The sequence below is a fragment of the Micromonospora sp. NPDC005215 genome (genome assembly GCF_040607915.1).
Classification (GTDB): Bacteria; Actinomycetota; Actinomycetes; order Mycobacteriales; family Micromonosporaceae; genus Micromonospora.
Window position 1 is genome coordinate 181333 of record NZ_JBEXHQ010000002.1, and the last position, 19820, is coordinate 201152.

Sequence of the window (19820 nt, forward strand, 5' to 3'; positions counted from 1 at the left end):
GGGCGCCCACTACGACCTCAGGGCCGTGGTGGGCGCTTTGCCGTGTCGAGAGTCAAGCGGTTGGCACCCGGTCAGCGGATGGTGTCTGCTTCCGGAGCAGTGTGGCGACGTGCCGCTCCCGGGGCGGTCCGGCGACCAGATGCCCGACCGCCGCCGCCACGCCCAGCCCACCCACCAGCAGCCAGTGCCGGTCTCCGAGGTGTTGCAGGCTCACCCCGCCGAGGGTGGGAGCGACGAACGCCGCGGCCGGGAACGTCAGGTAGAAGACCGCCTGATACCGGGCGCGTAGCTGCGGCGGTGCCAGGTCGGCGTTGATCTGCGCGTTGGGCGGGGCGGCGAGCATCGAGCCGACCGTCCAGACCACCGCGGCACCCAGGTAGACGGTTAGTTCGTCGGCGACGGCGAGCACTCCGAAGCCGAGCGCGAGCAGCGCGGTGGAGGCGGCCAGGACGACGTCCTTGCGGTGCCGGTCGATCAGCCGGGGCACGAACAGTTGCCCGATCACGATCAGCGCGCCACCGAGCGCCACCACCAGCCCGTACGCCGATGGGCCCAGACCGTCCGCGCGCATGGCCAGCGGCATGATCGTCGACGTCTGCATGGTGAGGACGGCCAGCACGAAGGTGAGCCCGACGAAGGCCAGGAAGGTGCGGTCGGTGAGGGCGGTGTGCAGTCCCGGTCGACGAGGCCGGGCCGACGCGCGGGTGGCCGGCGGAGGGTCGGCAGGTGGGGCGGCCAGCCGGAGGGTCTCCGGCACCTTCCAGCCGATCACGGCGGCCGCCGTCAGCGTGGCACCGGCGTCGACAAGGAACAGTGCGGTGAAGCTCGCCTCGGCCAGCACCCCGGCGAGCAGTGAGGCGACCGCCATGCCCAGGTTGAACGCCCAGAACTGAAGGTTGAACGCGCGTGAGCGGCGCTCGGCGGGCACCACGTCGACGATCGCCGCGACGAACGCCGGACCGGGCATCGAGTGGACCACGCCGACAAGCGCGGAGAGCGCCGCGATCAGGAGCAGGGGCTGGCTGAAGGCGAGCGCCACCATCAGGACGGCCGTGCTCAGGTGTGCGGCGAGCAGGGTCGCCCGGCGGCCCCACCGGTCGGCGAGGACACCACCGAGCAGCACGCCGGCCGCGCCGCCGGCCCCGTACGCGCCGACCACCGTGCCGGCCAGCCCGATGCTTGCTCCGCGTACGTCGGTGAGGTAGAGCGAGAGGAACAGCATGGCGAACGCGCCGGCCCGGTTGATCAGCAGGCCGAACCAGAGATACCAGAAGGTGGCGGGAAGTCCGCCTGCGGCGTCGTGCCACCAGCGCCGCAGGGCGTGCACCCGACCTCCCGACAGTTCGGATTGTTAACTGTTTCCAGCGCACAGTAGGGACTCCGGCACCGCCGCGCCACTCATTACGCCTCGGCGGGCTGCGGCGTTGCGGTGACCGGCGCCAGTGCCGCACCGGAGCGGCGCAGCGCGTCGGCCCGCCGCTCCCGGGCCGGCCCCGACACCAGGTGGGCCACGGCGGTCAGTACGCCGAGCGCGGCGCAGCCGTACCAGAGCGTGTCGTTGCCGATGTGCTCGCGCACCAGGCCGCCGAGGATCGGCGCGCTGGCCCCGGCGATCTGCCAGGACAGGGAGAAGACGCCCTGGTAGCGACCGCGCAGCTCGGCCGGGGAGAGTTCCGCGATCAGGGTGGAGTTGGACGGCGAGTTGAGCATCTCGCCCACCGTCCAGATCAGCACTGTCAGCCCGTAGAACCAGGCGGTGCCGGCGAACGCGGTAAGCCCGAACCCGAGGCCCATCACCACGGACGCCAGCGCGAGCACGTGTGAGCGGCTCCGACCCCGGATCAGACGGGGTACGAACAGTTGGCCGACCACGATGAGGACTCCGTTGAGCGCGATCACCGAGCCGTAGGTGGCCGGGCTCAGGCCGTCGTCGCCCATGGCGATCGGCAGCATCGAGATGTGCTGGAGGAAGACCAGCGCGGCGAACAGGTTGAGAGCCACGAAGCCGAGGTAGACGCGGTCGGTGAGGATCGTGCGCAGGGCGCCGCGCGGGGCGCTGGCCGCGGCGGTGGTGGCACTGCCGGACTGCCGTGTCTCCGGCACCCGGGTGAAGATGATCAGCGCGGTGACCAGCATGGTGCCGGCGTCGACCACGAAGAGCAGCAGGTAGTCCGCCTGAGCGGCGAGGCCGGCGAGGACGGCGGCGCAGGCGAAGCCCAGGTTGATCGCCCAGTAGTTGAGCGAGAAGGCGCGCAGCCGGTCCTTCGCCGGCACCACGTCGATCATCATCGCCCCGAACGCGGGCCGGGCCGCCTCGGCGAACATGCCGAGCAGCAGGGCGCCCAGCGCCACCGCCCAGAGGTCCCGGGCCAGCCCGAGCGCGAGCATCATGGCGGCCGCGCCCACGTGCGCGGTGAGCAGCGTCGGCCGGCGACCCCACCGGTCGGCGAGGGTGCCGCCGGCGGTGGTGCCGAACGCGCCGCCGACGCCCCACAGGCCGATCACCAGCCCGGCCTGGGAGGCCGAGAAGCCGCGTTCCTGGGTGAGGTAGATGGCGAGGAAGACGAGGACGAACGAGCCGAGCCGGTTGATCAGGGTGCCCGACCACAGGTACCAGAAGGTGGTGGGCAGGCCGCCGGTGGTGTCCCGGAACCAACTCCGCATCGTCCGCATCTGGCGCCCCGCTTGCAAGTAATGACCGATGTGACTGCTGTGCCTTACAACCCTAGTGGCGGACGCAGCCGCTGGTCATCCGCATTTTCACGTGGTGGTCGTCACGACGGCTGCCCGCGTGTCCCCTCGGCGGTTGAGGCAGGATGATCCGCATGACTGCGAGCGAAGGGCCCACCGTCGGGACGCTGGTCCTGCTGCGACACGGTGAGAGCGACTGGAATGCCAAGAACCTCTTCACCGGCTGGGTGGACGTCGACCTGACCGAGAAGGGCGAGGGCGAGGCGCGGCGCGGCGGCGAGCTGATGCGCGAGCACGGCCTGCTGCCGGACGTCGTGCACACCAGCGTGCTGCGCCGTGCGATCCGCACCGCCGAGCTGGCGCTCAACGCCGCCGACCGGCACTGGATCGCGGTGCGCCGGTCGTGGCGGCTCAACGAGCGCCACTACGGCGCCCTGCAGGGCAAGAACAAGAAGCAGACCCTCGATGAGTACGGCGAGGAGCAGTTCATGCTCTGGCGCCGGTCGTACGACACGCCGCCGCCGCCGATCGACGACAACGACGAGTGGTCGCAGGTCGGCGACCCCCGATACGCGCTGCTGCCGACCGAGCTGATGCCGCGTACCGAATGCCTCAAGGACGTCGTCGACCGGATGCTGCCCTACTGGTACGACTCGATCGTGCCGGACATCCTGGCCGGCCGGACGGTGCTGGTGGCCGCGCACGGCAACTCGCTGCGCGCCCTGGTCAAGCACCTCGACCAGATCTCCGACGAGGCGATCGCCAAGCTGAACATCCCGACCGGCATCCCGCTGCGCTACGACCTCGACCCGCACCTGCGCCCAGTCACCCTGGGCGGCACCTACCTCGACCCGACGGCAGCGAAGGAAGCCGCCGCCGCGGTCGCCAACCAGGGCCGCTGAGTCGACGACGAAGGCCCCCGGGATTCCCGGGGGCCTTCGTTGTGTCTGGTTCAGCTCGCGGAGGGCGTGTTCTGCCCGGTGATCAGGTAGATCACGTGCTCGCCGGCGTTGACCGCGTGGTCGGCGAAGCGCTCGTAGAAGCGACCCAGCAGGGTGGCGTCGATAGCGGTCTCCACCCCGTACGGCCAGTCGTCGCCGAGCAGCATCGCGAACAGGTTCTTGTGCAGCTCGTCCATGGCGTCGTCGTCGCCGTCCAGTTCGCCGGCCAGGTCGGCGTCGGGCTTCGCCAGCACCGAGCCGATCTTCACGGCCATCCGGTCGGCGATCTCGGACATCTCAGTGAAAACCGTCCGCAGCTCGGCCGGGACTGCGGGAGAGGGGTGCCGGCGCAGGGCGGTCTTCGCCACATGCTCGGCGAGGTCGCCCATCCGTTCGAGATCAGCGGCCACGTGCAGCGCGGTGATCATCGCCCGGAGGTCGGAGGCGACCGGCGCCTGTCGGGCGAGCAGGTCACAGACCCGCTCCTCGACGTGTCGGTAGAGGTCGTCGATCTCGGCGTCCCGCTCGATGACCGTCTCGGCGGCCTGCCGGTCGGCGGTGAGCAGGGCCCGGGTGGCCTGGCGCATGGCGGCGCGGACGCCCTCCGCCATGTCCACCAGCAGTTGGCTGACGATCTGGAGGTCGGCCCGAAACTCGTCGCGCATCATCACGTCCTGTGGTCGGTCGCCGCCGACGGGTGCCGGCGCAGGGGGTTTGAGCAGGTGCGACGCCAACGGTATGGGGCGCGGGCGGACCTCGGATGAACCACGGTGAACGACGCCAGACGCGGGGGTGAACAATTCTGGAAGTGCGGGTGGTTCGTCCCGTTCTGTGTGGTAGCCAGGTTAACAATGACCCTACGATCGCCGGGTGGAGTGGACGGTGGCGGTCGTGGTGGCCGTGGCGTTGGTGGCCGGGTTGGCCGCCGGTCTTCTGCTGCCCCGGTTCCTGCCCGCGCGGGACGGTCGCTCCACGTCGACGGGGAGCGACCGCTCCCGCTGGAGCAGGGGGAGGCCCGCGATAGTCGACGAGCAGCAGGCCGGACTAGGCCGCCGGACGATCGACTCGCTCCGGGCTGGTGTCGTGGTACTGGACAACGACGACGTCCCTGTGTTGATCAACCCGGCCGCCCGCGCGATGGGGTTGCTGCGTACCGGCAGCACCCCCGGCTCGATCGCCGCGCACCCGCTGATCCGTACCCTCGCGGGCCAGGTGCGACGCACCGGGGTGCGGCGCGAGATCGAGCTGGACCTGCCCCGAGGTCGCGACAGCGCGGGGGAGAACCCGCTCGGCGTGCACCTGCGAGCGATGGGGCTCGGTAACGGCTTCATCGCTGTGGAGGCGGTCGACGTGACCGAGTCGCACCGGCTGACCCGCGTACGACGCGACTTCGTGGCCAATGTGAGCCACGAGTTGAAGACCCCGATCGGGGCGCTTCAACTGCTCGCCGAGGCGTTGCTCGACGCCACCGAACCGGCCGACGCGGCGGTGCCCGACCTCTCCGAGGACCTGGTGGCCGCGCGCCGGTTCGCCGAGCGGATCCAGCACGAGTCGACCCGGCTGGGTCGGCTGGTGCAGGAGTTGCTGGAGTTGACCCGGTTGCAGGGCGCCGAACCGCAACCGCCACCCGAGCCGGTCGCGCTGGACTGGGTGATCGCCGAGGTGGTCGACCGGACCCGCACCACGGCTTCGGCCCGGGGTGTCGAGGTGACAGTTGACGGTCAGCGTGGCCTCACCGCGTACGGCAGCGACTCCCAACTCGCCACGGCGGTGGCAAATCTGGTGGAGAACGCCATCAACTACTCGGGTGAGGACACCGCGGTGCGGGTCACCCTCCGCGGCGACGACGAGCACGTCGAGGTCGCGGTCACCGACCAGGGCATCGGGATAGCCCCCACCGACGTGGACCGGATCTTCGAGCGGTTCTACCGGGCCGACCAGGCCCGTTCGCGTGCCACCGGCGGCACCGGGCTCGGCCTGGCAATCGTGAAACATATAGCGAGCAACCATGGCGGACGGGTCGAGGTGTCGAGCACTCTTGGTGGTGGATCGACGTTCACCCTCCGGCTGCCCGCCAGCCCACCGGACGACCTGCTGGCGACACTGCCGCCGGTTGGGATCGAGTCCGGTCCGGCTGGGCTACGGCAGGTCTGACAGCAATGAAAGGAAATTCCCGTTGAGCCGCGTTCTGGTGGTCGAGGACGAGGAGTCGTTCTCCGACGCCTTGTCGTACATGCTCCGTAAGGAGGGCTTCGAGGTTTCGGTCGCTGCGACCGGCACCGATGCCCTCACCGAGTTCGACCGGACCGGCGCCGACATCGTGCTGCTCGACCTGATGTTGCCCGAGATGTCGGGGACCGAGGTCTGCCGACAACTGCGGCAGCGGTCGGCCGTGCCGATCATCATGGTCACCGCTCGGGACAGCGAGATCGACAAGGTGGTGGGGCTGGAGATCGGCGCCGACGACTACGTCACCAAGCCGTACTCGCCGCGGGAGCTGGTTGCCCGGATCCGGGCGGTGCTGCGCCGGCAGAGCCCGGAGGTGGCCGAGGCGGGGGTGCCGACGCTGGCCGCCGGCCCGGTGCGGATGGACATCGAACGGCACGTGGTGACCGTCGAGGGCGGGGCCGTGCAGCTGCCGCTGAAGGAATTCGAGTTGCTGGAACTGCTGCTGCGTAACGCGGGCCGGGTGCTCACCCGCGGCCAGCTCATCGACCGGGTCTGGGGCGCCGACTACGTCGGTGACACCAAGACGTTGGACGTGCACGTGAAGCGGCTGCGTTCCAAGATCGAGCCGGAGCCGTCCGCGCCGCGTTTCATCGTCACCGTCCGGGGCCTGGGCTACAAGTTCGAGCCGTGATCGGCGTACCCGAAGGGGGTCTGCGCTCGGCGCAGGCCCCTTCGGGCTGTTCGCTTGGTGTTGAAAATGGCGGTGTCGAGTCAGCCAGTGCGCCCATCTCACCTGCTGGGGCGCTCGGCTGGCGGGTGGGATGGGGTCCTTCCGCGACTGTAGAGCTGCCCCAGATATGGGGCGACCCAGCCGGCGCGGCCGTCGGAAGGGGCTGGTGCCCCGTGCCGCCTGCTGCGGGGGTGCGGGTTGTCTACTCGGAGGCATTCCTCCTACCCGGACGTGCGCCTCACTTCGTCCGGAGGTCCGCCCCATATCCGGGGCAGGTCTACAGGGGCTGACCAAGGTGGGTCGGTGGCCGTGGCCCGACGAGCCACGCGCCCCGCTGATCGCCGACGCGGCTCGGAACAGCTTGCGTCAGGACTCGTCGGCGGGGTGCGGGGCGACCATGCCCTGCCGGGTCCGGGCCGCGCACAGCTCGGCCAGCCGCTCGTAGGCCGCGGCGCCGATCAGCGCTGTCAGCTCCGGGGCGTACGACAGGTACATCGGCTCGGCGCCGACGTGCGCGTCCGTCGAGGAGGTGCACCACCAGTCCAGGTCGTGCCCACCGGCGCCCCAGCCGCGCCGATCGAACTCGGAGAGGGTGGAGACCAGCACCTTGGAGTTGTCCGGACGCTTGACCCAGTCCTGGTCCCGGCGGATCGGTAGCTGCCAGCAGACATCCGGCTTGTATTCCAGCGGGTGGACCCCGTCGCGCAACGCCTGGCCGTGCAGGGCGCAGCCACCCCCGCCGGCGAAGTCGGCGTCGTTGAGGAAGACGCACGGGCCGTCGGCGCCCTGGGTGGCGGTGCGGCGAGCCGGGTTCTTGCCGTCGATGGTGTCCTCGTCGGTCCAGTTCTTGAACCCACGCTGGAAGTGCTGCCAGGTCGCCGGGGTGAGCCGCTTGACGGCGTTGCGGACCCGCTTCTCGTCGTCCGAGTCGGTGAAGAACGCGCCGTGCGAGCAGCAGCCGTCGGCCGCCCGGCCGGCGATGATGCCGTGGCAGCCCTTGCCGAAGATGCAGGTCCAGCGCGAGAGCAGCCAGGTCAGGTCGGCGCGGATCAGGTGCGTCTCGTCAGCCGGGTCGGTGAACTCGATCCACTCCCGCGGGAAGTCCAGTGGCACCTCGCGGCTGCGCGGGTCGCCGGGGTCGTCCACCAGCACACGGAGCTCCATCGTCACCCGGCCCAGCGTACGCGCGGTGACGTGCCCGGGCCGGCGAGCCGCGCAAACGTGTTGCACCTAGGGTCTTCACCATGCGACTGGGTGTCCTCGACGTCGGATCCAACACGGTGCACCTCCTTGTGGTGGACGCGCACCACGGCGCGCACCCGTGGCCGGCGCACTCCGAGAAGGTGGTGCTCCGGCTGGCCGAGCAGATCGGCCCCGACGGCGCGCTGACCGAGGCGGGTGCCGACGGCCTGGTCAAGGCCGTGGGCATGGCCAAGGCGGCGTCCGCCGGTCTGGCGGCCGACGACCTGATCGCCTTCGCCACGTCCGCGGTGCGCGACGCCACAAACGCGGCCGAGGTGCTGGCCCGGGTCCGCGACGAGACCGGCGTACGGCTGGCGGTGCTCTCCGGGGCGGACGAGGCGCGGTCGACGTTCCTGGCCGTGCGGCGTTGGTTCGGCTGGTCGGCGGGGCGGCTGCTGGTGCTGGACATCGGCGGTGGCTCCCTGGAGATCGCCGCCGGCATCGACGAGGACCCGGACGTCGCGGTCTCGCTGCCGCTCGGGGCCGGCCGGCTGACCCGGGAACGGCTGCGGGTCGATCCGGCCAGCGCGGCCCCGCCGTCGGCGGAGACCGTCGAGAAGCTCCGGGAGTACGTGGACGGGCGGCTGGACAAGGTCGTCGATCAGATGACCGAGGTGGGCTGGGACCGGGCGGTCGCCACCTCGAAGACGTTCCGCACCCTGGCCCGACTGGCCGGGGCCGCACCCTCCGGTGCCGGGCTCTGGGTGCGGCGCAGCCTGACCCGGGCGGGCCTGCAACAGGTCATCGGGTTCATCCGGCACATCCCGCCGGCCCAGTTGATGGAGCTGGAGGGGGTCAGCGCGGGTCGGGCGCACCAGTTGCTGGCGGGTGCCGTGGTCGCCGAGGCGGTGATGCGTCGCCTGGATCTGGACTCGCTGGACATCTGCCCGTGGGCGCTGCGCGAGGGCGTCATTCTCCGTCGACTCGATCAACTCGAACCGATCTGATCCGGTGGCCGGTTTCGGCTGGTTTGCCGGCGCTCGTCGCAATGACGACAGCGCTGGCGGGCTACGCTGGCTGATGTGACTTCCCGCGTTCCCGTGCTCCTGTCCAGCTCGTCGGTCTTCCCCGAGCCGACCGCGGCGGCCTTCCAACTGGCCGCGGCACTCGGCTACGACGGGGTCGAGGTGATGGTCTGGACCGACGTGGTCAGCCAGGACGCGGGCGCGCTGCGTGGCCTCTCCACGCACTACGGCATGCCGGTGCTCTCGGTGCACGCGCCCTGCCTGTTGGTCACCCAGCGGGTGTGGAGCCCGGACCCGTGGGAGCGGCTGCGCAGGGCCGCTGAGCTGGCCGAGACGCTGGAGGCGCCGACCGTCGTGGTGCACCCGCCGTTCACCTGGCAACGTGACTACGCGCGCAACTTCACCGAGGGGTTGGCCACTGTCGCGGAGCGGTTCAGCGGGCTGCGGTTCGCTGTGGAGAACATGTACCCGGTGCGGATGGCGGGTCGGCAGTTCGTCCCGTACGTGCCGGGGTGGGATCCCACCGACACCGGCTACCCGTCGTACACCCTCGATCTGTCGCACTGCGCGGCCTCGCACAGCGACCCGCTGGAGATGGCCGACCGGATGGGCGCCGGGCTGGCGCACGTGCACCTGGGTGACGGCACCGGCGAGGGTCGCGACGAGCACCTGGTGCCCGGGCGCGGCACCCAGCCCTGCGGTGAGCTGCTCTCCTCGCTGGCCGGGCGTGGCTTCACCGGGTCGGTGGCGGTGGAGGTCGCCACCCGGGGCGCGAAGAGCCGCGCGGTACGGGAGGCGGACCTGCGTGCCGCGCTGGAGTTCGCCCGTCAGCACCTGACCGCGTCGTCCCCGGTCGACGCCTGACCACGTCCGCCCGCGCCGGGCGGCGGCGGTGTCAGCTGACCGGTGAGAGCGAGTCCACGGCGCTCGTCGGCTGCGCGGCGACCGTCACCTGCTCGCCGACCGCCGCCCGCTTGCGGGCCCGGTGGGCCGCCACGTGCGAGCGGGTGGCGCAGCGCTCGGAGCAGAACCGCCGGCAGCAGTTGGACGACGTGTCCAGGTAGACGTTGCCGCACCGCTCGTCGGCACACACCCCGAACCGGGCACTGCCGTACTCGCAGAGCCAGACCGACAGCCCCCAGACCGCGCCGGCCAGGTATTCGGCACTGACCGAAGCGCCCCGGCTGGTCACGTGCATGTGCCAGTCGCTGGAGTCGTGCCCGGAGATGCGCGGCTGCACAGGGAACGCCTCAAGCAGCCCGTTCAGCTCGGTGACCGCCTGGGCGTCCCGCCCCGAGGTGCCGTACTCGAAGACGTCGCGCAACCGCTTCTGGGCCCGGCGGAAGATCGCGACGTCCCGGTCCGCGACCTCGTCGCTCATCCAGGCGTGGTCGTCGGCGAAGAGGGCCCGCAGGTCGTCGAGGTCGTCCAGGCGGGCGTTGACCAGGTCAACGCCGGTCCGGGCGTACGCGTCGAAGTTCACGCCCTCAACGGTAGACGACTGATGCGTCGCGCGGCGCGTCGATGTGGTGCGATAAGTGCCGAGCGGCCGTCCCCGCCCCTCGGCGGGGGTCCTGGCAGGGGCGATACGCTCGGTTCATGCTCCGTTCCGTCATCCTCGCCGCCTCCCGGTCATCCCAGGTCGAGCGGCTCGTCGCGACCGCCCCGTACACCCGGGACGTCGTTCGCCGGTTCGTCGCCGGCGCCACCACCGACGACGCGTTGCGCGCGACCCGCGGGCTCGTCGACGACGGTCTCGCGGTCACCCTCGACCACCTCGGTGAGGACACCGTCACCCCCGAGCAGGCCATCGCCACCCGCGACGAATACCTGAAGTTGCTGAAGATGCTCGGCGGTGCCGGGCTCACCCCGGCCGCCGAGGTGAGCGTGAAGCTCTCCGCCCTCGGCCAGATGTTCGACGAGCAGTTGGCGTACGACAACGCGCGGGCGATCTGCGCGGCGGCGGACGCGGCGGGCACGACTGTCACCCTGGACATGGAGGACCACACCACCACCGACTCGACGTTGGAGGTGCTGAGCCGGCTGCGCAAGGACTTCCCGTCGACCGGTGCCGTGCTCCAGGCGTACCTGCGCCGGACCGAGTCGGACTGCCGGGAGTTGTCCTCGGCCGGCTCCCGGGTGCGGTTGTGCAAGGGCGCGTACAAGGAGCCGGAGTCGGTGGCGTACCAGTCGGCCCGTGAGGTCGACAAGTCCTACGTTCGCTGCCTGAACATCCTGATGTCCGGCGACGGCTACCCGATGCTGGCCACCCACGACCCTCGGATGATCGCTATCGGCGAGGACCGGGCCCGCTGGTTCGACAGGGGGCCGGAGCGCTTCGAGTTCCAGATGCTCTACGGCATCCGCCCGGAGGAGCAGGCCCGGCTGGCCGGCGAGGGCTACACAGTGCGTACCTACGTCCCGTACGGCGACGAGTGGTACGGCTACCTGATGCGCCGGCTCGCCGAGCGCCCCGCCAACCTGGTCTTCTTCGGCCGCGCCCTGATCTCCAAGAAGTAGCTCCTCCGGTTCGGCCGACGGGCCGGCGGTGACCTCTCGGGTCACTGTCGGCCCGTCTTCGCATATCTGGCTTGCCATCGTCGGCTAAGTGCCTTAGCTTTAAAGCTATGACAACTAGCCAGGTGCGGCGGGACGGCGGACACATCGCGTACGAGGTGCACGGCGAGGGGCCGTTGGTCGTCCTCGCGCACGGCATGGGCGAGAACCGGGCGAGCTACCGGCACCTCGTGCCCCTGCTGGTGGCCGCCGGTCACCGGGTCGCCTCGGTGGACGTCCGAGGGCACGGCGAGTCCAGCGCCGGCTGGCCCACGTACGCCCCGGCGGAGGTCGGCGCCGACCTGCTGGCCGTGGTCCGCGACCTCGACGCCGGGCCGGCCGTGCTGGTCGGCAGTTCGTCCGCCGCCGCGGCGGTGGTCTTCGCCGCCACCGACGCCCCCGAGCTGGTCACCGGCATCGTGCAGATCGGCGCCTTCGTCGGTCAGCCCAAGCTCAACCCGCTGTTGCGGTTGGCGATGTGGTCTGTGCTGCGCAGCCCCCGACTGTTCGGGATGTTCCACAACACACTGTTCCCGGTGCACCGGCCCGCCGACGACGTCGCGTACCGCCGCTCGATGGTGGCCAACCTGCGCGAGCCCGGGCGGATGGCCGCGATGCGCGGGGTGATCGCACCGGTCGAACCGCACTGGACCGCCCGCGCCCCCCAGGTGCGGCAACCCGTGCTGGTGCTGATGGGTTCCAGGGACCCGGACTTCCCCGACCCGGGAGCCGAGGCGCGGGCCGCCCGCCGGCTCTTCCGCACCGCCGAGGCTCGGATGATCGAGGAGTCCGGCCACTACCCGCACGCCGACCAGCCGCAGCGCACCGCCGAGGAGCTGCGCGGCTTCCTGGCGGTGTGCGCCGGTGCCTAGGGTCGGCCTCAACCAGCAGACCGTCGTACGGGAGGCGGCCCGGCTGGTCGACGAGGTCGGCTACCAGCAGCTCACCCTCGCCGCGCTCGCCAGCCGGCTGGGCGTCGCGTTGCCCAGCCTCTACAAGCACGTGCGGGGGGCGGACGCACTGGCCCAGAAGCTCTCCGCCCTGGCCACCGCCGAGCTGGCCACCGAGCTGACCACCGCCGCCGTCGGCCGCTCCGATGGCGACGCGCTCCGGGCGATGGCCGGCGCCTACCGCGACTACGCCCACCGCCACCCCGGCCGCTACCCGGCGACGCAGCGGGTGCCCGACCCGGCCGACCCGCAGCACGTCGAGGCGGGTGAACGCGCGGTCGGCGCGATCTTCGCGGTGCTGCGCGGCTACGGGCTCACCGGTGACGACGCGGTGGACGCGACCCGCGCGCTGCGCAGTGCCCTGCACGGGTTCGTCACCCTGGAGGCCGCGGGCGGCTTCGGCCTGCCCCGCGAGGTGGACCGCTCGTATCACCAGATGGTCGCCGGCCTGGACCGCTCGTTCCGCTCCTGGCCGGTCGCCGCGACGTGAGCCGGCAGGTCGGACCGATCGGCCCGGGGCGGCTTCGCCCCAGCCAGCGAATGGTCGTACCCTTCGGCGGGTGACTGACGGGGTGCAGCAGCCCGCACCACGGCGGCTCTGGCCGCTGTGGACGGTGCTCGTGGTGGTCGTCCTGCTGCTGGGCTGCGGCCTGCCGGCGTTGCTCGTGGTCGGAGTGATCCGGGAGAGTGGCGCCCGGTCCACGATCAGCCGGGCCGGTGCCTCGACGGCCGACGACCCCGCCACCGCGGCGGCCCGAGAGCTGACCGACCGGATGACCGCCCAGCTCGACCGGCAGTCCACGGCGCTGCTCGGCGGCGACCGCGCCGGTTTCCTCGCGATCGCCGAACCCGCCGTGCACACCGAACTGCGCCGACGCTTCGCCGCACTACGCGAGCTGAAGGTGACCGTCTGGCGGGCCGAACCGAGCGGGCTGCCCGCGCCGATCATCGGCAAGCCGGGGGAGTGGCGGCTGCTGGTGCGCTTCCAGTACTGCTTCGTCGCACCGAACTGCCGGCCCAGCCCGGTGCTGATCGGCACCCGCTGGCGGGAGAACGGCGACCAGCCCCGGTTGGTGGCCATGGAGGAATCCAAGTCGGTGGAGACCGGCACCCGACCGTGGGAGATCAGCGACCTGGCCGTGGCGATCGGCGCGCGGACCATCGTCGCCACCACCCCGGCGCTGCGTGGCAAGCTGCCCGGTCTGCTCGCCCAGGCCGAGGCGGCGGCCAAGGTCGCCGACGGGTACGTGGTCGCCGGCTCGCCGCCGGACCGCTACCGGATCTTCTACGCCGGCCGCGCCGAGTGGAAGCGCTGGTACGGCGGTGACCGGCCAGAGTGGACCGGCGGTTACGCGGTGACAGTGGGCGGCGGCCACCACGAGGTGGTGCTCAACGCCGACGGGCTCTCCAGCAGTGGCACCGACGATCTGCTCCGGCACGAGTTGACCCACGCCGCCTCACTGCCGGAACGCGGCTACCCGGGCAAGACCACCTGGTGGCTGGTGGAGGGGCTGGCCGAGTTCGCCGGCACCGGCGGCCAGGCGGTCGACCGGTACGAAGGGCTCGCCGAGGTGCGCAAACTGGTCCGGGCCAGGTGGGATGGCAAGTTGTCGGGCGTCAACCCGGCCGACGACGCCTCCGCCGAGCAGGTCGCCGGCAGTTACGGCGTCGGCTACCTGGCCGTCCGGCACCTCGTCGACCGGTACGGGCCACAGCGGCTGCTCACCTTCTTCAAGGCAGTGGTGCACGAGCGCAAAACCCTTGAGGTGGCCGCCGAGGAGGCGTTCGGCGAGCAGTGGTCGACGCTGCACGACGAGTGCGTCGCGTACGTCCGAGCCGCCACCGCCTGACGTGCTCGCGGGCGGCGGAACGGTGCGCCGTACCATCGATGGGTGCACCGCCCTCAGTCACCTCGGCCGGGCAGCACCGTCCGGCCGCGCCTGCTCGTCGCCCTGACCGCCGTCGCCGTCCTCACCGCCACCACCGCCGCCTCGTGCGGCGACGACGGCCCCGACCTCGCGCTGGCGTCGGCGGCCCGCAACCCCGTCAGCGAGCTGATCGACGCCCCGGCGACCGTCACCGCCCGCGCCGCCGCGACCCTCACCGCTCCCGCCGACGGCACCCTGGCGAGCCTGCGTGTCCAGCCCGGACAGCGGGTCAGGGCTGGTCAGGTCCTCGCCGTTGTCGACTCGCCCTCGGCCCGGCAGCGGTTGCGTCAGGCGAAGGAGGCGTTGGACGCGGCGAAGCGCGCCGGTCGGGGTGTCTCCACGGGCAATCTGACAAGCAGTCGACGTGGCACCGACAAGGCGGCCGACGAGGCGTTCGACGCCGCCCGCAAGGCCGCCGAGAAGATCGCCGACCCGCAGTTGCGGGACGCCCTGCTGACCCAGGTGACGTCCGCGCAGCGGCAGTACGCCGCCGCCGCGCGCAGCGCCGACCAGGCCGTCAGTGCGGTGCAGCGGGGGATCAACGGGCTGAGTTCGGCCGTCGGCGCGCTCTCCGCGGCGCAACGGCTGCAGGCCCAGCAGGCGTACGACCTGGCGAAGGCGACTGTCGACGCGCTGACCCTGCGCGCCCCGATCGCCGGCATCGTCCAGCCGGGCGGCACCCGGGCCGGCGGTGGTTCGACCGGTGGCCTCGCGGGGCTGTTGGAGCAGACCGGTGGCGCCCAGGCGGCCGGCCTCGACCCGTCCGCGCTGACGTCCGGCCAGGGTGGGCCGCCCGCCGGGGTGGACGACGCGGTAGCGGTCGGCGGCCAGGTCACCGCCGGCACACCGGTGCTGACCGTGGTGGACACCGGGCAGTTGGGCCTGCTCGCCGAGGTGGACGAGACCGACGTGCTGCTGGTCAAGGCCGGCGTGACCGCCACCGTCGAGTTCGACGCCGTCAGCGGTGCCAGCTACGACGCCACGGTCCGCTCGGTGGACGTGCTGCCCACCAACTCCGCCCAGGGCGGGGTGACCTACCGGGTACGCCTCGCCCTGGGCGCCGGGAAGATGGCCGAGGACGAGCCGGCCCCCAGCCCCCGCCCGGGCATGAACGCGATAGTGCGCCTGCGGGTACGCGAGGCCGCCGACGCGGTGACCGTACCCGCCTCTGCCGTGTTCTCCGCCGACGGCCGGGATGCGGTCTGGGTGGTCCGCGACGGCAAGGCTGGCCGGGCGCCGGTCACCGTGGGCGTCCAGGGGTCGGATCTGGTGCAGATCCTCAACGGCGTGCAGCCCGGCGACCGGATCGTGGTGCGCGGCACCGACCAGGTGCGCGACGGCCAGGAGGTGCGGTGACCGGCACCCCGCCGGCCATCGAGGCGGTGGAGGTGTCCCGGACGTACCAGCTGGACGGGGTGTCCGTCGAGGCGTTGCGCGGGGTGTCGCTCGTCGTGCAACCGGGTGACTACGTGGCCCTGGTCGGTCCGTCCGGCTCGGGCAAGTCCACCCTCATGCACCTCCTCGGTGGGCTGGACCGGCCGACCGGTGGCCGGTTGGTGATCGGCGGTCGGGACGTCAACGCCCTCGCGCCGGCGGAGATGGCGGCCCTGCGCAACGAGACGATCGGTTTCGTCTTCCAGGCGTTCCACCTGCTGCCGCGTACCTCGGCGGTGGAGAACGTGGCCCTGCCGCTGGTCTACCGGGGCGTGCCGGCGCGGCAGCGTCGGGCGCGGGCGGCGGCGATGCTCGGCCGGGTCGGCCTGGGGCACCGCCTGGACCACCGGCCCAACCAGATGTCCGGCGGGGAGCAGCAACGGGTGGCGATCGCCCGCGCGCTGGTCACCGAGCCGACGGTGCTGCTGGCCGACGAACCAACCGGCAACCTGGACAGCGTCACCGGCGCGGCGGTGCTGGAGCTGTTGGAACAGTTGAACGTGGAGTCCGGGGTTGCGCTGGTGATTGTCACCCACGACCAGGAGGTGGCGGCCCGAGCCCAGCGCCGGATCACGATGCGCGACGGGGTGGTCGTGGCGGACAGCGACACCACTCATGATCGACCGCCGTCCGTTGATCCCGGTCGACCTGCGACACTGGTCCCCGCTCCCAGCGCGGAGCCCCGGTCCGCGTCCGGAAGCGGCCCGGGGCACCCGTCCGGTGGCTCCGGTGGCGCCGCCGGAGCCACCGGGCGCCTTCCGCTCGAGGTGAACCCGGGCCGGCCCGGGGTCGAGCGGCCGGAGGGCGCGGCGTGAGGGTCGCCGAGGCGTGGCGGGTGGCGCTGGACGCCCTGCGGGCCAACCGGCTGCGCAGCGCGCTGACCATGCTCGGGGTGATCATCGGGGTCGCCTCGGTGGTCCTGCTGGTGGCCATCGGCACCGGCACCAAACAGAAGGTCGAACAGCAGGTCGAGGGCCTCGGCTCCAACCTGCTGCTTGTTGTCCCCGGCCGGATCGAGGTGGGCAACGCGCCGGTGGTCTCGCCGCTGACCCTCAAGGACGTCGACGCCGTCACCCGGGTGGTCGGCGACCCCGATCGGGTGGCGGTCACCATCGCCTCCGGGGCGACCGCGCGGGCCGGTGCCCGTTCCGACTTCACCACAGTCCAGGGGGTGCTGGAAACCACCCCGACGGTGTTCACCCGGTCGCTGGCCCGGGGCCGCTATCTCACCGGCACCGACGTGGACACCAGCCGGCGGGTGGCGGTGCTCGGCGACTCGGTGGCCCGCACGCTCTTCCCCGACCGGGACCCGCTCGGCCAGCAGGTGACGCTGGCCGGGGTGCGGTTCCGGGTGATCGGCGTCTTCGCACCCCTCGGGCAGAGTCTCGGTGTCGACCGGGACGACGAGGTGCACGTGCCGGTGACCGCCGCCCAGCGGCTCTGGGGCACCCAGCGGGTGGACGGCATCGCCGTGAAGGCCCCGGACCGGGAACGGATCGACGAGCTGGGCGAACGGATCGTCGCCGAGCTGAACCGCCGGCACCCGGACACCGAGTTCAGCGCTGTCACCCAGCAGCAGATCCTCGGTGTGCTCGGCGACATCCTCGGCGTTCTCACCGGCGTACTGGCGGCCATCGCCGGCATCTCCCTGCTCGTCGGCGGTGTCGGAGTCTCCAACATCATGCTGGTCAGCGTTCGGGAGAGGACCCGGGAGATCGGGCTGCGCAAAGCCGTCGGGGCACGCCCGCGCGACATCGGTGTGCAGTTCCTGCTGGAGGCGGTGCTGCTCACCACGATCGGTGGGCTGACCGGGATGGCGCTGGGCGTGGGCACCGCCCTGCTCGTCGACGGGCTGTCGCCGATCCCGGCCGCGATCACCTGGTGGTCGTTGGCGCTCGCCTTCGGTGTGTCAGCGGTGGTGGGCATCGTCTTCGGGGTCGTCCCCGCGCAACGCGCCGGCCGGCTCGACCCGGTGGTCGCGCTGCGCGCCGAGTGAGCAGCGTCGGAGCAACCGGGACGCCGGGCGCGGGCGGGGAGATTCCGGGAGTGTGGATCGGGTGAACGGTGAGAAGAAACATGATCAGTTGTACGAAGGGATCGCGCCGGTCACAGCCGCCCCGCTACCGTACTGGTAACACGCGCGTCGCCGCCCGGCCCGGAGCATCCGTCGGGTCGGCACGCGCCGGGCATGGGATGGGTTGGTGAGCCATGGCCGGGTCACAGTCCGACGGGCGGCTGTCGGAGGTCAGGTTCCTGACCGTCGCGGAGGTGGCGACGGTCATGCGGGTCTCGAAGATGACGGTCTATCGCCTGGTGCACAGCGGTGAACTCACCGCCGTCCGGGTCGGCAGGTCATTCCGGGTGCCGGAGCATGCGGTGCACGAATATCTCCGGGGCGCTTTCCAAGAGACCGCCTGAGCCACCGCTCCGCCCTCCGGGTGCCGCCCATACCGGCATCGACGGGGGCGCGTTGGTCCGGCCGAGGCCCTCCGGCTACCCTGGAGCCCGACCGAGACCCCACCGGTGCGCCCCGCCGCCCAGACTGGTCCGGTCCGTTGTCCGCAAGCGGTCGCCGTCGCCACCTGCTCGGTGTCATCCGGTCCGCCCCGCACGTTGTATCGAAAGGCTGTCGTATGGGCTCGGTGGTCAAGAAGCGCCGTAAGCGCATGGCTAAGAAGAAGCACCGCAAGCTGCTGCGTAAGACCCGCGTCCAGCGTCGCCGTCTCGGCAAGTGATCGCCGCCGGGCTCGGCGGACAGGCCGGCGGCGCATGCTGCGCCGGAGCGTCCCCGGCCCATCCGACGGCCCGGCGTTCGGCGTCACTTGCCAAACTGTCGACCCCCGGAGGCTCAGGTGATCAGGCCGTGGTCGTCCCGGCTCGGTCCTTCCTGCCGGGGTAGGTGCGTCAGATGACCCCCGGAGGCACCTCAGGTGCCCCGGGGGTCGTCCTCGTCACCGGGGTCGGCCGCTACCTGGGCGCCCACGTGGCGGCCCGACTGGCCGCCGACCCGCTAATCGAGCGGGTCATCGGCGTCGACGCACCGGACTCCGGCACCGAGTTCACCGACCTGCTGGACCGGGTCGAACGGATCCGCATCGACCCGAGCTCGCTCGGTGGCCTCCTCGCCGACCTGGACGTCGACGCCGTCGTGCACCTCGCCCTGGTCAGCTCCCCCGACCCGCAGCACGGTGGCCGGTCCGCGATGAAGGACCAGAACGTCATCGGCACCATGCAGCTGCTCGCCGCCTGCCAACGGGCACCCCGGCTGCGCAAGCTCGTGGTCCGCTCGTCGACCGCCGCGTACGGGGTGTCGTTCCGGGACCCGGCGGTCTTCACCGAGGAGACCGAGCCCCGCGAGGTGCCGCGCGGCGGTTTCGGCCGCGACATCCTCGACCTTGAGGGGTACGTCCGTGGCTTCCGGCGTCGCCGGTCCGACGTCACCGCGACGGTGCTGCGCTTCGCCCCGTTCATCGGCTCGACCGCCGACACCACGCTGACCCGCTACTTCGCGCAGCCGTTCGTGCCGACCGTCTTCGGCCGTGACCCCCGGCTGCAGTTCCTGCACTTCGACGACGCGTTGGAGGTGCTGCACCGGTCGATCGTGGAGGACCATCCCGGCACCTACAACGTCGCCGGTCCGGGGGTGCTGTCGCTGTCGCAGGCGATCCGGCGGGCCGGTCGGGTCGCCGTACCGGTGCTGGAGCCGGGTCTCTCCGGTGCCGCCGCGCTGGCCCGCAGCATGGGCTTCGGCCAATACGGCCTGGACCAGGTCGACCTCTTCGTGCACGGCCGGGTGGTCGACACCACCCGACTCGAGCAGGAGTACGACTTCACCCCCCGCTCCACCGCCGAGGCGTTCGAGGACTTCATTCGCGCCCACCACGGCGGGGTGGTGGTCACGCGGGGGCAGTTGGCCGCCGCCGAGCAACTCGTCCTGGAGGGCATCCGGCAGGTCCGCTCCGCGGTTCGGGAGCGGTCGTCGTGAGCGCGAGGAGTGAGCCGGTCCTGCGAGCCCCGCAGTCGCGAACCGAGGTGAAGTCGTGACCGGGCCGGGGGAGGGGCGCGACCCGCAGGGGGTCGGGCGTTTCGACGTACCGCCGCCGCCCGCGGCGGACGTGGAGCCGGCGCGGCGGAACGGGCATCGACCGGCCGCTCAGGTCGCGTCGACCCCGACGCCGACCGACGAGGTCGACACCGCGGCCACCGACGAGCCC

20 protein-coding genes are annotated in these 19820 nt (G+C 71.9%); 15 read left to right on the forward strand and 5 right to left on the reverse strand.

The window, feature by feature from the left end; translation table 11 throughout:
- Nucleotides 1-52: 52 nt before the first annotated feature.
- Entirely contained in the window at nt 53-1327 is a 1275-nt protein-coding gene (locus ABZU25_RS02990; RefSeq protein ID WP_355027630.1) for an MFS transporter, read from the reverse strand.
- Nucleotides 1328-1401: 74 nt separating this feature from the next.
- Nucleotides 1402-2673 (reverse strand): MFS transporter, encoded by a 1272-nt coding sequence (locus ABZU25_RS02995; protein WP_355027631.1) that lies wholly within the window; start codon nt 2671-2673, stop codon nt 1402-1404.
- 152 nt (nt 2674-2825) lie between these two features.
- Here ABZU25_RS02995 and ABZU25_RS03000 point away from each other — a divergent pair, with 152 nt between their 5' ends.
- Complete coding sequence (locus tag ABZU25_RS03000; protein ID WP_355027632.1) at nt 2826-3593, forward strand: phosphoglyceromutase; 768 nt, start codon at nt 2826-2828, stop codon at nt 3591-3593.
- 50 nt (nt 3594-3643) lie between these two features.
- Here the strand turns inward: ABZU25_RS03000 and phoU are convergent, their stop codons facing one another.
- The gene (phoU, locus tag ABZU25_RS03005) at nt 3644-4297 is read right to left on the reverse strand and encodes a phosphate signaling complex protein PhoU (RefSeq protein ID WP_355027633.1); all 654 of its coding nucleotides are present in this window, start codon (nt 4295-4297) and stop codon (nt 3644-3646) included.
- Between the two features lie 205 nt (nt 4298-4502).
- On the opposite strand from phoU, the gene ABZU25_RS03010 reads away from it, so the two are divergent.
- Together ABZU25_RS03010 and ABZU25_RS03015 are read left to right on the forward strand one after the other, a co-directional pair.
- Complete coding sequence (locus ABZU25_RS03010) at nt 4503-5786, forward strand: ATP-binding protein (RefSeq protein WP_355027634.1); 1284 nt, start codon at nt 4503-4505, stop codon at nt 5784-5786.
- Between the two features lie 22 nt (nt 5787-5808).
- Entirely contained in the window at nt 5809-6492 is a 684-nt protein-coding gene (locus ABZU25_RS03015) for a response regulator transcription factor (protein WP_355027635.1), read from the forward strand.
- 405 nt (nt 6493-6897) lie between these two features.
- Here ABZU25_RS03015 and ABZU25_RS03020 read toward each other — a convergent pair whose 3' ends face one another.
- Entirely contained in the window at nt 6898-7695 is a 798-nt protein-coding gene (locus ABZU25_RS03020) for a hypothetical protein (RefSeq protein ID WP_355027747.1), read from the reverse strand.
- Between the two features lie 80 nt (nt 7696-7775).
- On the opposite strand from ABZU25_RS03020, the gene ABZU25_RS03025 reads away from it, so the two are divergent.
- Nucleotides 7776-8720, forward strand: a complete 945-nt coding sequence (locus ABZU25_RS03025) for a Ppx/GppA phosphatase family protein (protein ID WP_355027636.1) — start codon at nt 7776-7778, stop codon at nt 8718-8720.
- Between the two features lie 75 nt (nt 8721-8795).
- The gene (locus tag ABZU25_RS03030) at nt 8796-9602 is read left to right on the forward strand and encodes a sugar phosphate isomerase/epimerase (protein ID WP_355027637.1); all 807 of its coding nucleotides are present in this window, start codon (nt 8796-8798) and stop codon (nt 9600-9602) included.
- Nucleotides 9603-9633: 31 nt separating this feature from the next.
- Here ABZU25_RS03030 and ABZU25_RS03035 read toward each other — a convergent pair whose 3' ends face one another.
- Nucleotides 9634-10221 (reverse strand): CGNR zinc finger domain-containing protein, encoded by a 588-nt coding sequence (locus tag ABZU25_RS03035; RefSeq protein WP_355027638.1) that lies wholly within the window; start codon nt 10219-10221, stop codon nt 9634-9636.
- 116 nt (nt 10222-10337) lie between these two features.
- On the opposite strand from ABZU25_RS03035, the gene ABZU25_RS03040 reads away from it, so the two are divergent.
- From ABZU25_RS03040 to ABZU25_RS03085, 10 genes are all read left to right on the forward strand, one after another.
- Nucleotides 10338-11258 carry a proline dehydrogenase family protein gene (locus tag ABZU25_RS03040; protein WP_355027639.1) on the forward strand — a complete coding sequence of 307 codons (921 nt, stop codon included), beginning with the start codon at nt 10338-10340 and terminating at the stop codon, nt 11256-11258.
- A gap of 107 nt (nt 11259-11365) precedes the next feature.
- Nucleotides 11366-12166, forward strand: coding sequence for an alpha/beta hydrolase (locus tag ABZU25_RS03045; protein ID WP_355027640.1), 801 nt, complete (start codon nt 11366-11368; stop codon nt 12164-12166).
- Nucleotides 12159-12734: a WHG domain-containing protein gene (locus ABZU25_RS03050; protein ID WP_355027641.1), complete on the forward strand. Its 576-nt coding sequence runs from the start codon at nt 12159-12161 to the stop codon at nt 12732-12734. The genes ABZU25_RS03045 and ABZU25_RS03050 overlap by 8 nt, the downstream gene beginning before the upstream one ends.
- A 70-nt stretch (nt 12735-12804) precedes the next feature.
- Nucleotides 12805-14094, forward strand: a complete 1290-nt coding sequence (locus tag ABZU25_RS03055) for a hypothetical protein (RefSeq protein ID WP_355027642.1) — start codon at nt 12805-12807, stop codon at nt 14092-14094.
- Nucleotides 14095-14136: 42 nt separating this feature from the next.
- Nucleotides 14137-15528, forward strand: a complete 1392-nt coding sequence (locus tag ABZU25_RS03060; RefSeq protein WP_355027643.1) for an efflux RND transporter periplasmic adaptor subunit — start codon at nt 14137-14139, stop codon at nt 15526-15528.
- Nucleotides 15525-16421, forward strand: a complete 897-nt coding sequence (locus tag ABZU25_RS03065; RefSeq protein ID WP_355027644.1) for an ABC transporter ATP-binding protein — start codon at nt 15525-15527, stop codon at nt 16419-16421. Before ABZU25_RS03060 ends, ABZU25_RS03065 begins: the two co-directional genes overlap by 4 nt.
- Entirely contained in the window at nt 16418-17602 is a 1185-nt protein-coding gene (locus ABZU25_RS03070) for an ABC transporter permease (RefSeq protein WP_355027645.1), read from the forward strand. Before ABZU25_RS03065 ends, ABZU25_RS03070 begins: the two co-directional genes overlap by 4 nt.
- 212 nt (nt 17603-17814) lie before the next feature.
- On the forward strand, nt 17815-18024 hold the full coding sequence (locus ABZU25_RS03075) for a helix-turn-helix domain-containing protein (protein WP_110563213.1): 210 nt from the start codon (nt 17815-17817) through the stop codon (nt 18022-18024).
- Between the two features lie 215 nt (nt 18025-18239).
- On the forward strand, nt 18240-18341 hold the full coding sequence (locus ABZU25_RS03080; protein ID WP_007465623.1) for an AURKAIP1/COX24 domain-containing protein: 102 nt from the start codon (nt 18240-18242) through the stop codon (nt 18339-18341).
- 173 nt (nt 18342-18514) lie between these two features.
- The gene (locus tag ABZU25_RS03085) at nt 18515-19591 is read left to right on the forward strand and encodes an NAD-dependent epimerase/dehydratase family protein (protein ID WP_355027646.1); all 1077 of its coding nucleotides are present in this window, start codon (nt 18515-18517) and stop codon (nt 19589-19591) included.
- Nucleotides 19592-19820: the final 229 nt, after the last annotated feature.

What these genes read in the sequence shown, in the direction of transcription:
- ABZU25_RS02995 (WP_355027631.1), bottom strand. Translation starts at nt 2,673, where the DNA reads ATGCGGACGATGCGGAGTTGGTTCCGGGACACCACCGGCGGCCTGCCC.
- ABZU25_RS03000 (WP_355027632.1), top strand. Translation starts at nt 2,826, where the DNA reads ATGACTGCGAGCGAAGGGCCCACCGTCGGGACGCTGGTCCTGCTGCGA.
- phoU (WP_355027633.1), bottom strand. Translation starts at nt 4,297, where the DNA reads ATGCGCGACGAGTTTCGGGCCGACCTCCAGATCGTCAGCCAACTGCTG.
- ABZU25_RS03020 (WP_355027747.1), bottom strand. Translation starts at nt 7,695, where the DNA reads ATGGAGCTCCGTGTGCTGGTGGACGACCCCGGCGACCCGCGCAGCCGC.
- ABZU25_RS03025 (WP_355027636.1), top strand. Translation starts at nt 7,776, where the DNA reads ATGCGACTGGGTGTCCTCGACGTCGGATCCAACACGGTGCACCTCCTT.
- ABZU25_RS03040 (WP_355027639.1), top strand. Translation starts at nt 10,338, where the DNA reads ATGCTCCGTTCCGTCATCCTCGCCGCCTCCCGGTCATCCCAGGTCGAG.
- ABZU25_RS03045 (WP_355027640.1), top strand. Translation starts at nt 11,366, where the DNA reads ATGACAACTAGCCAGGTGCGGCGGGACGGCGGACACATCGCGTACGAG.
- ABZU25_RS03075 (WP_110563213.1), top strand. Translation starts at nt 17,815, where the DNA reads ATGGCCGGGTCACAGTCCGACGGGCGGCTGTCGGAGGTCAGGTTCCTG.
- ABZU25_RS03080 (WP_007465623.1), top strand. Translation starts at nt 18,240, where the DNA reads ATGGGCTCGGTGGTCAAGAAGCGCCGTAAGCGCATGGCTAAGAAGAAG.
- ABZU25_RS03085 (WP_355027646.1), top strand. Translation starts at nt 18,515, where the DNA reads ATGACCCCCGGAGGCACCTCAGGTGCCCCGGGGGTCGTCCTCGTCACC.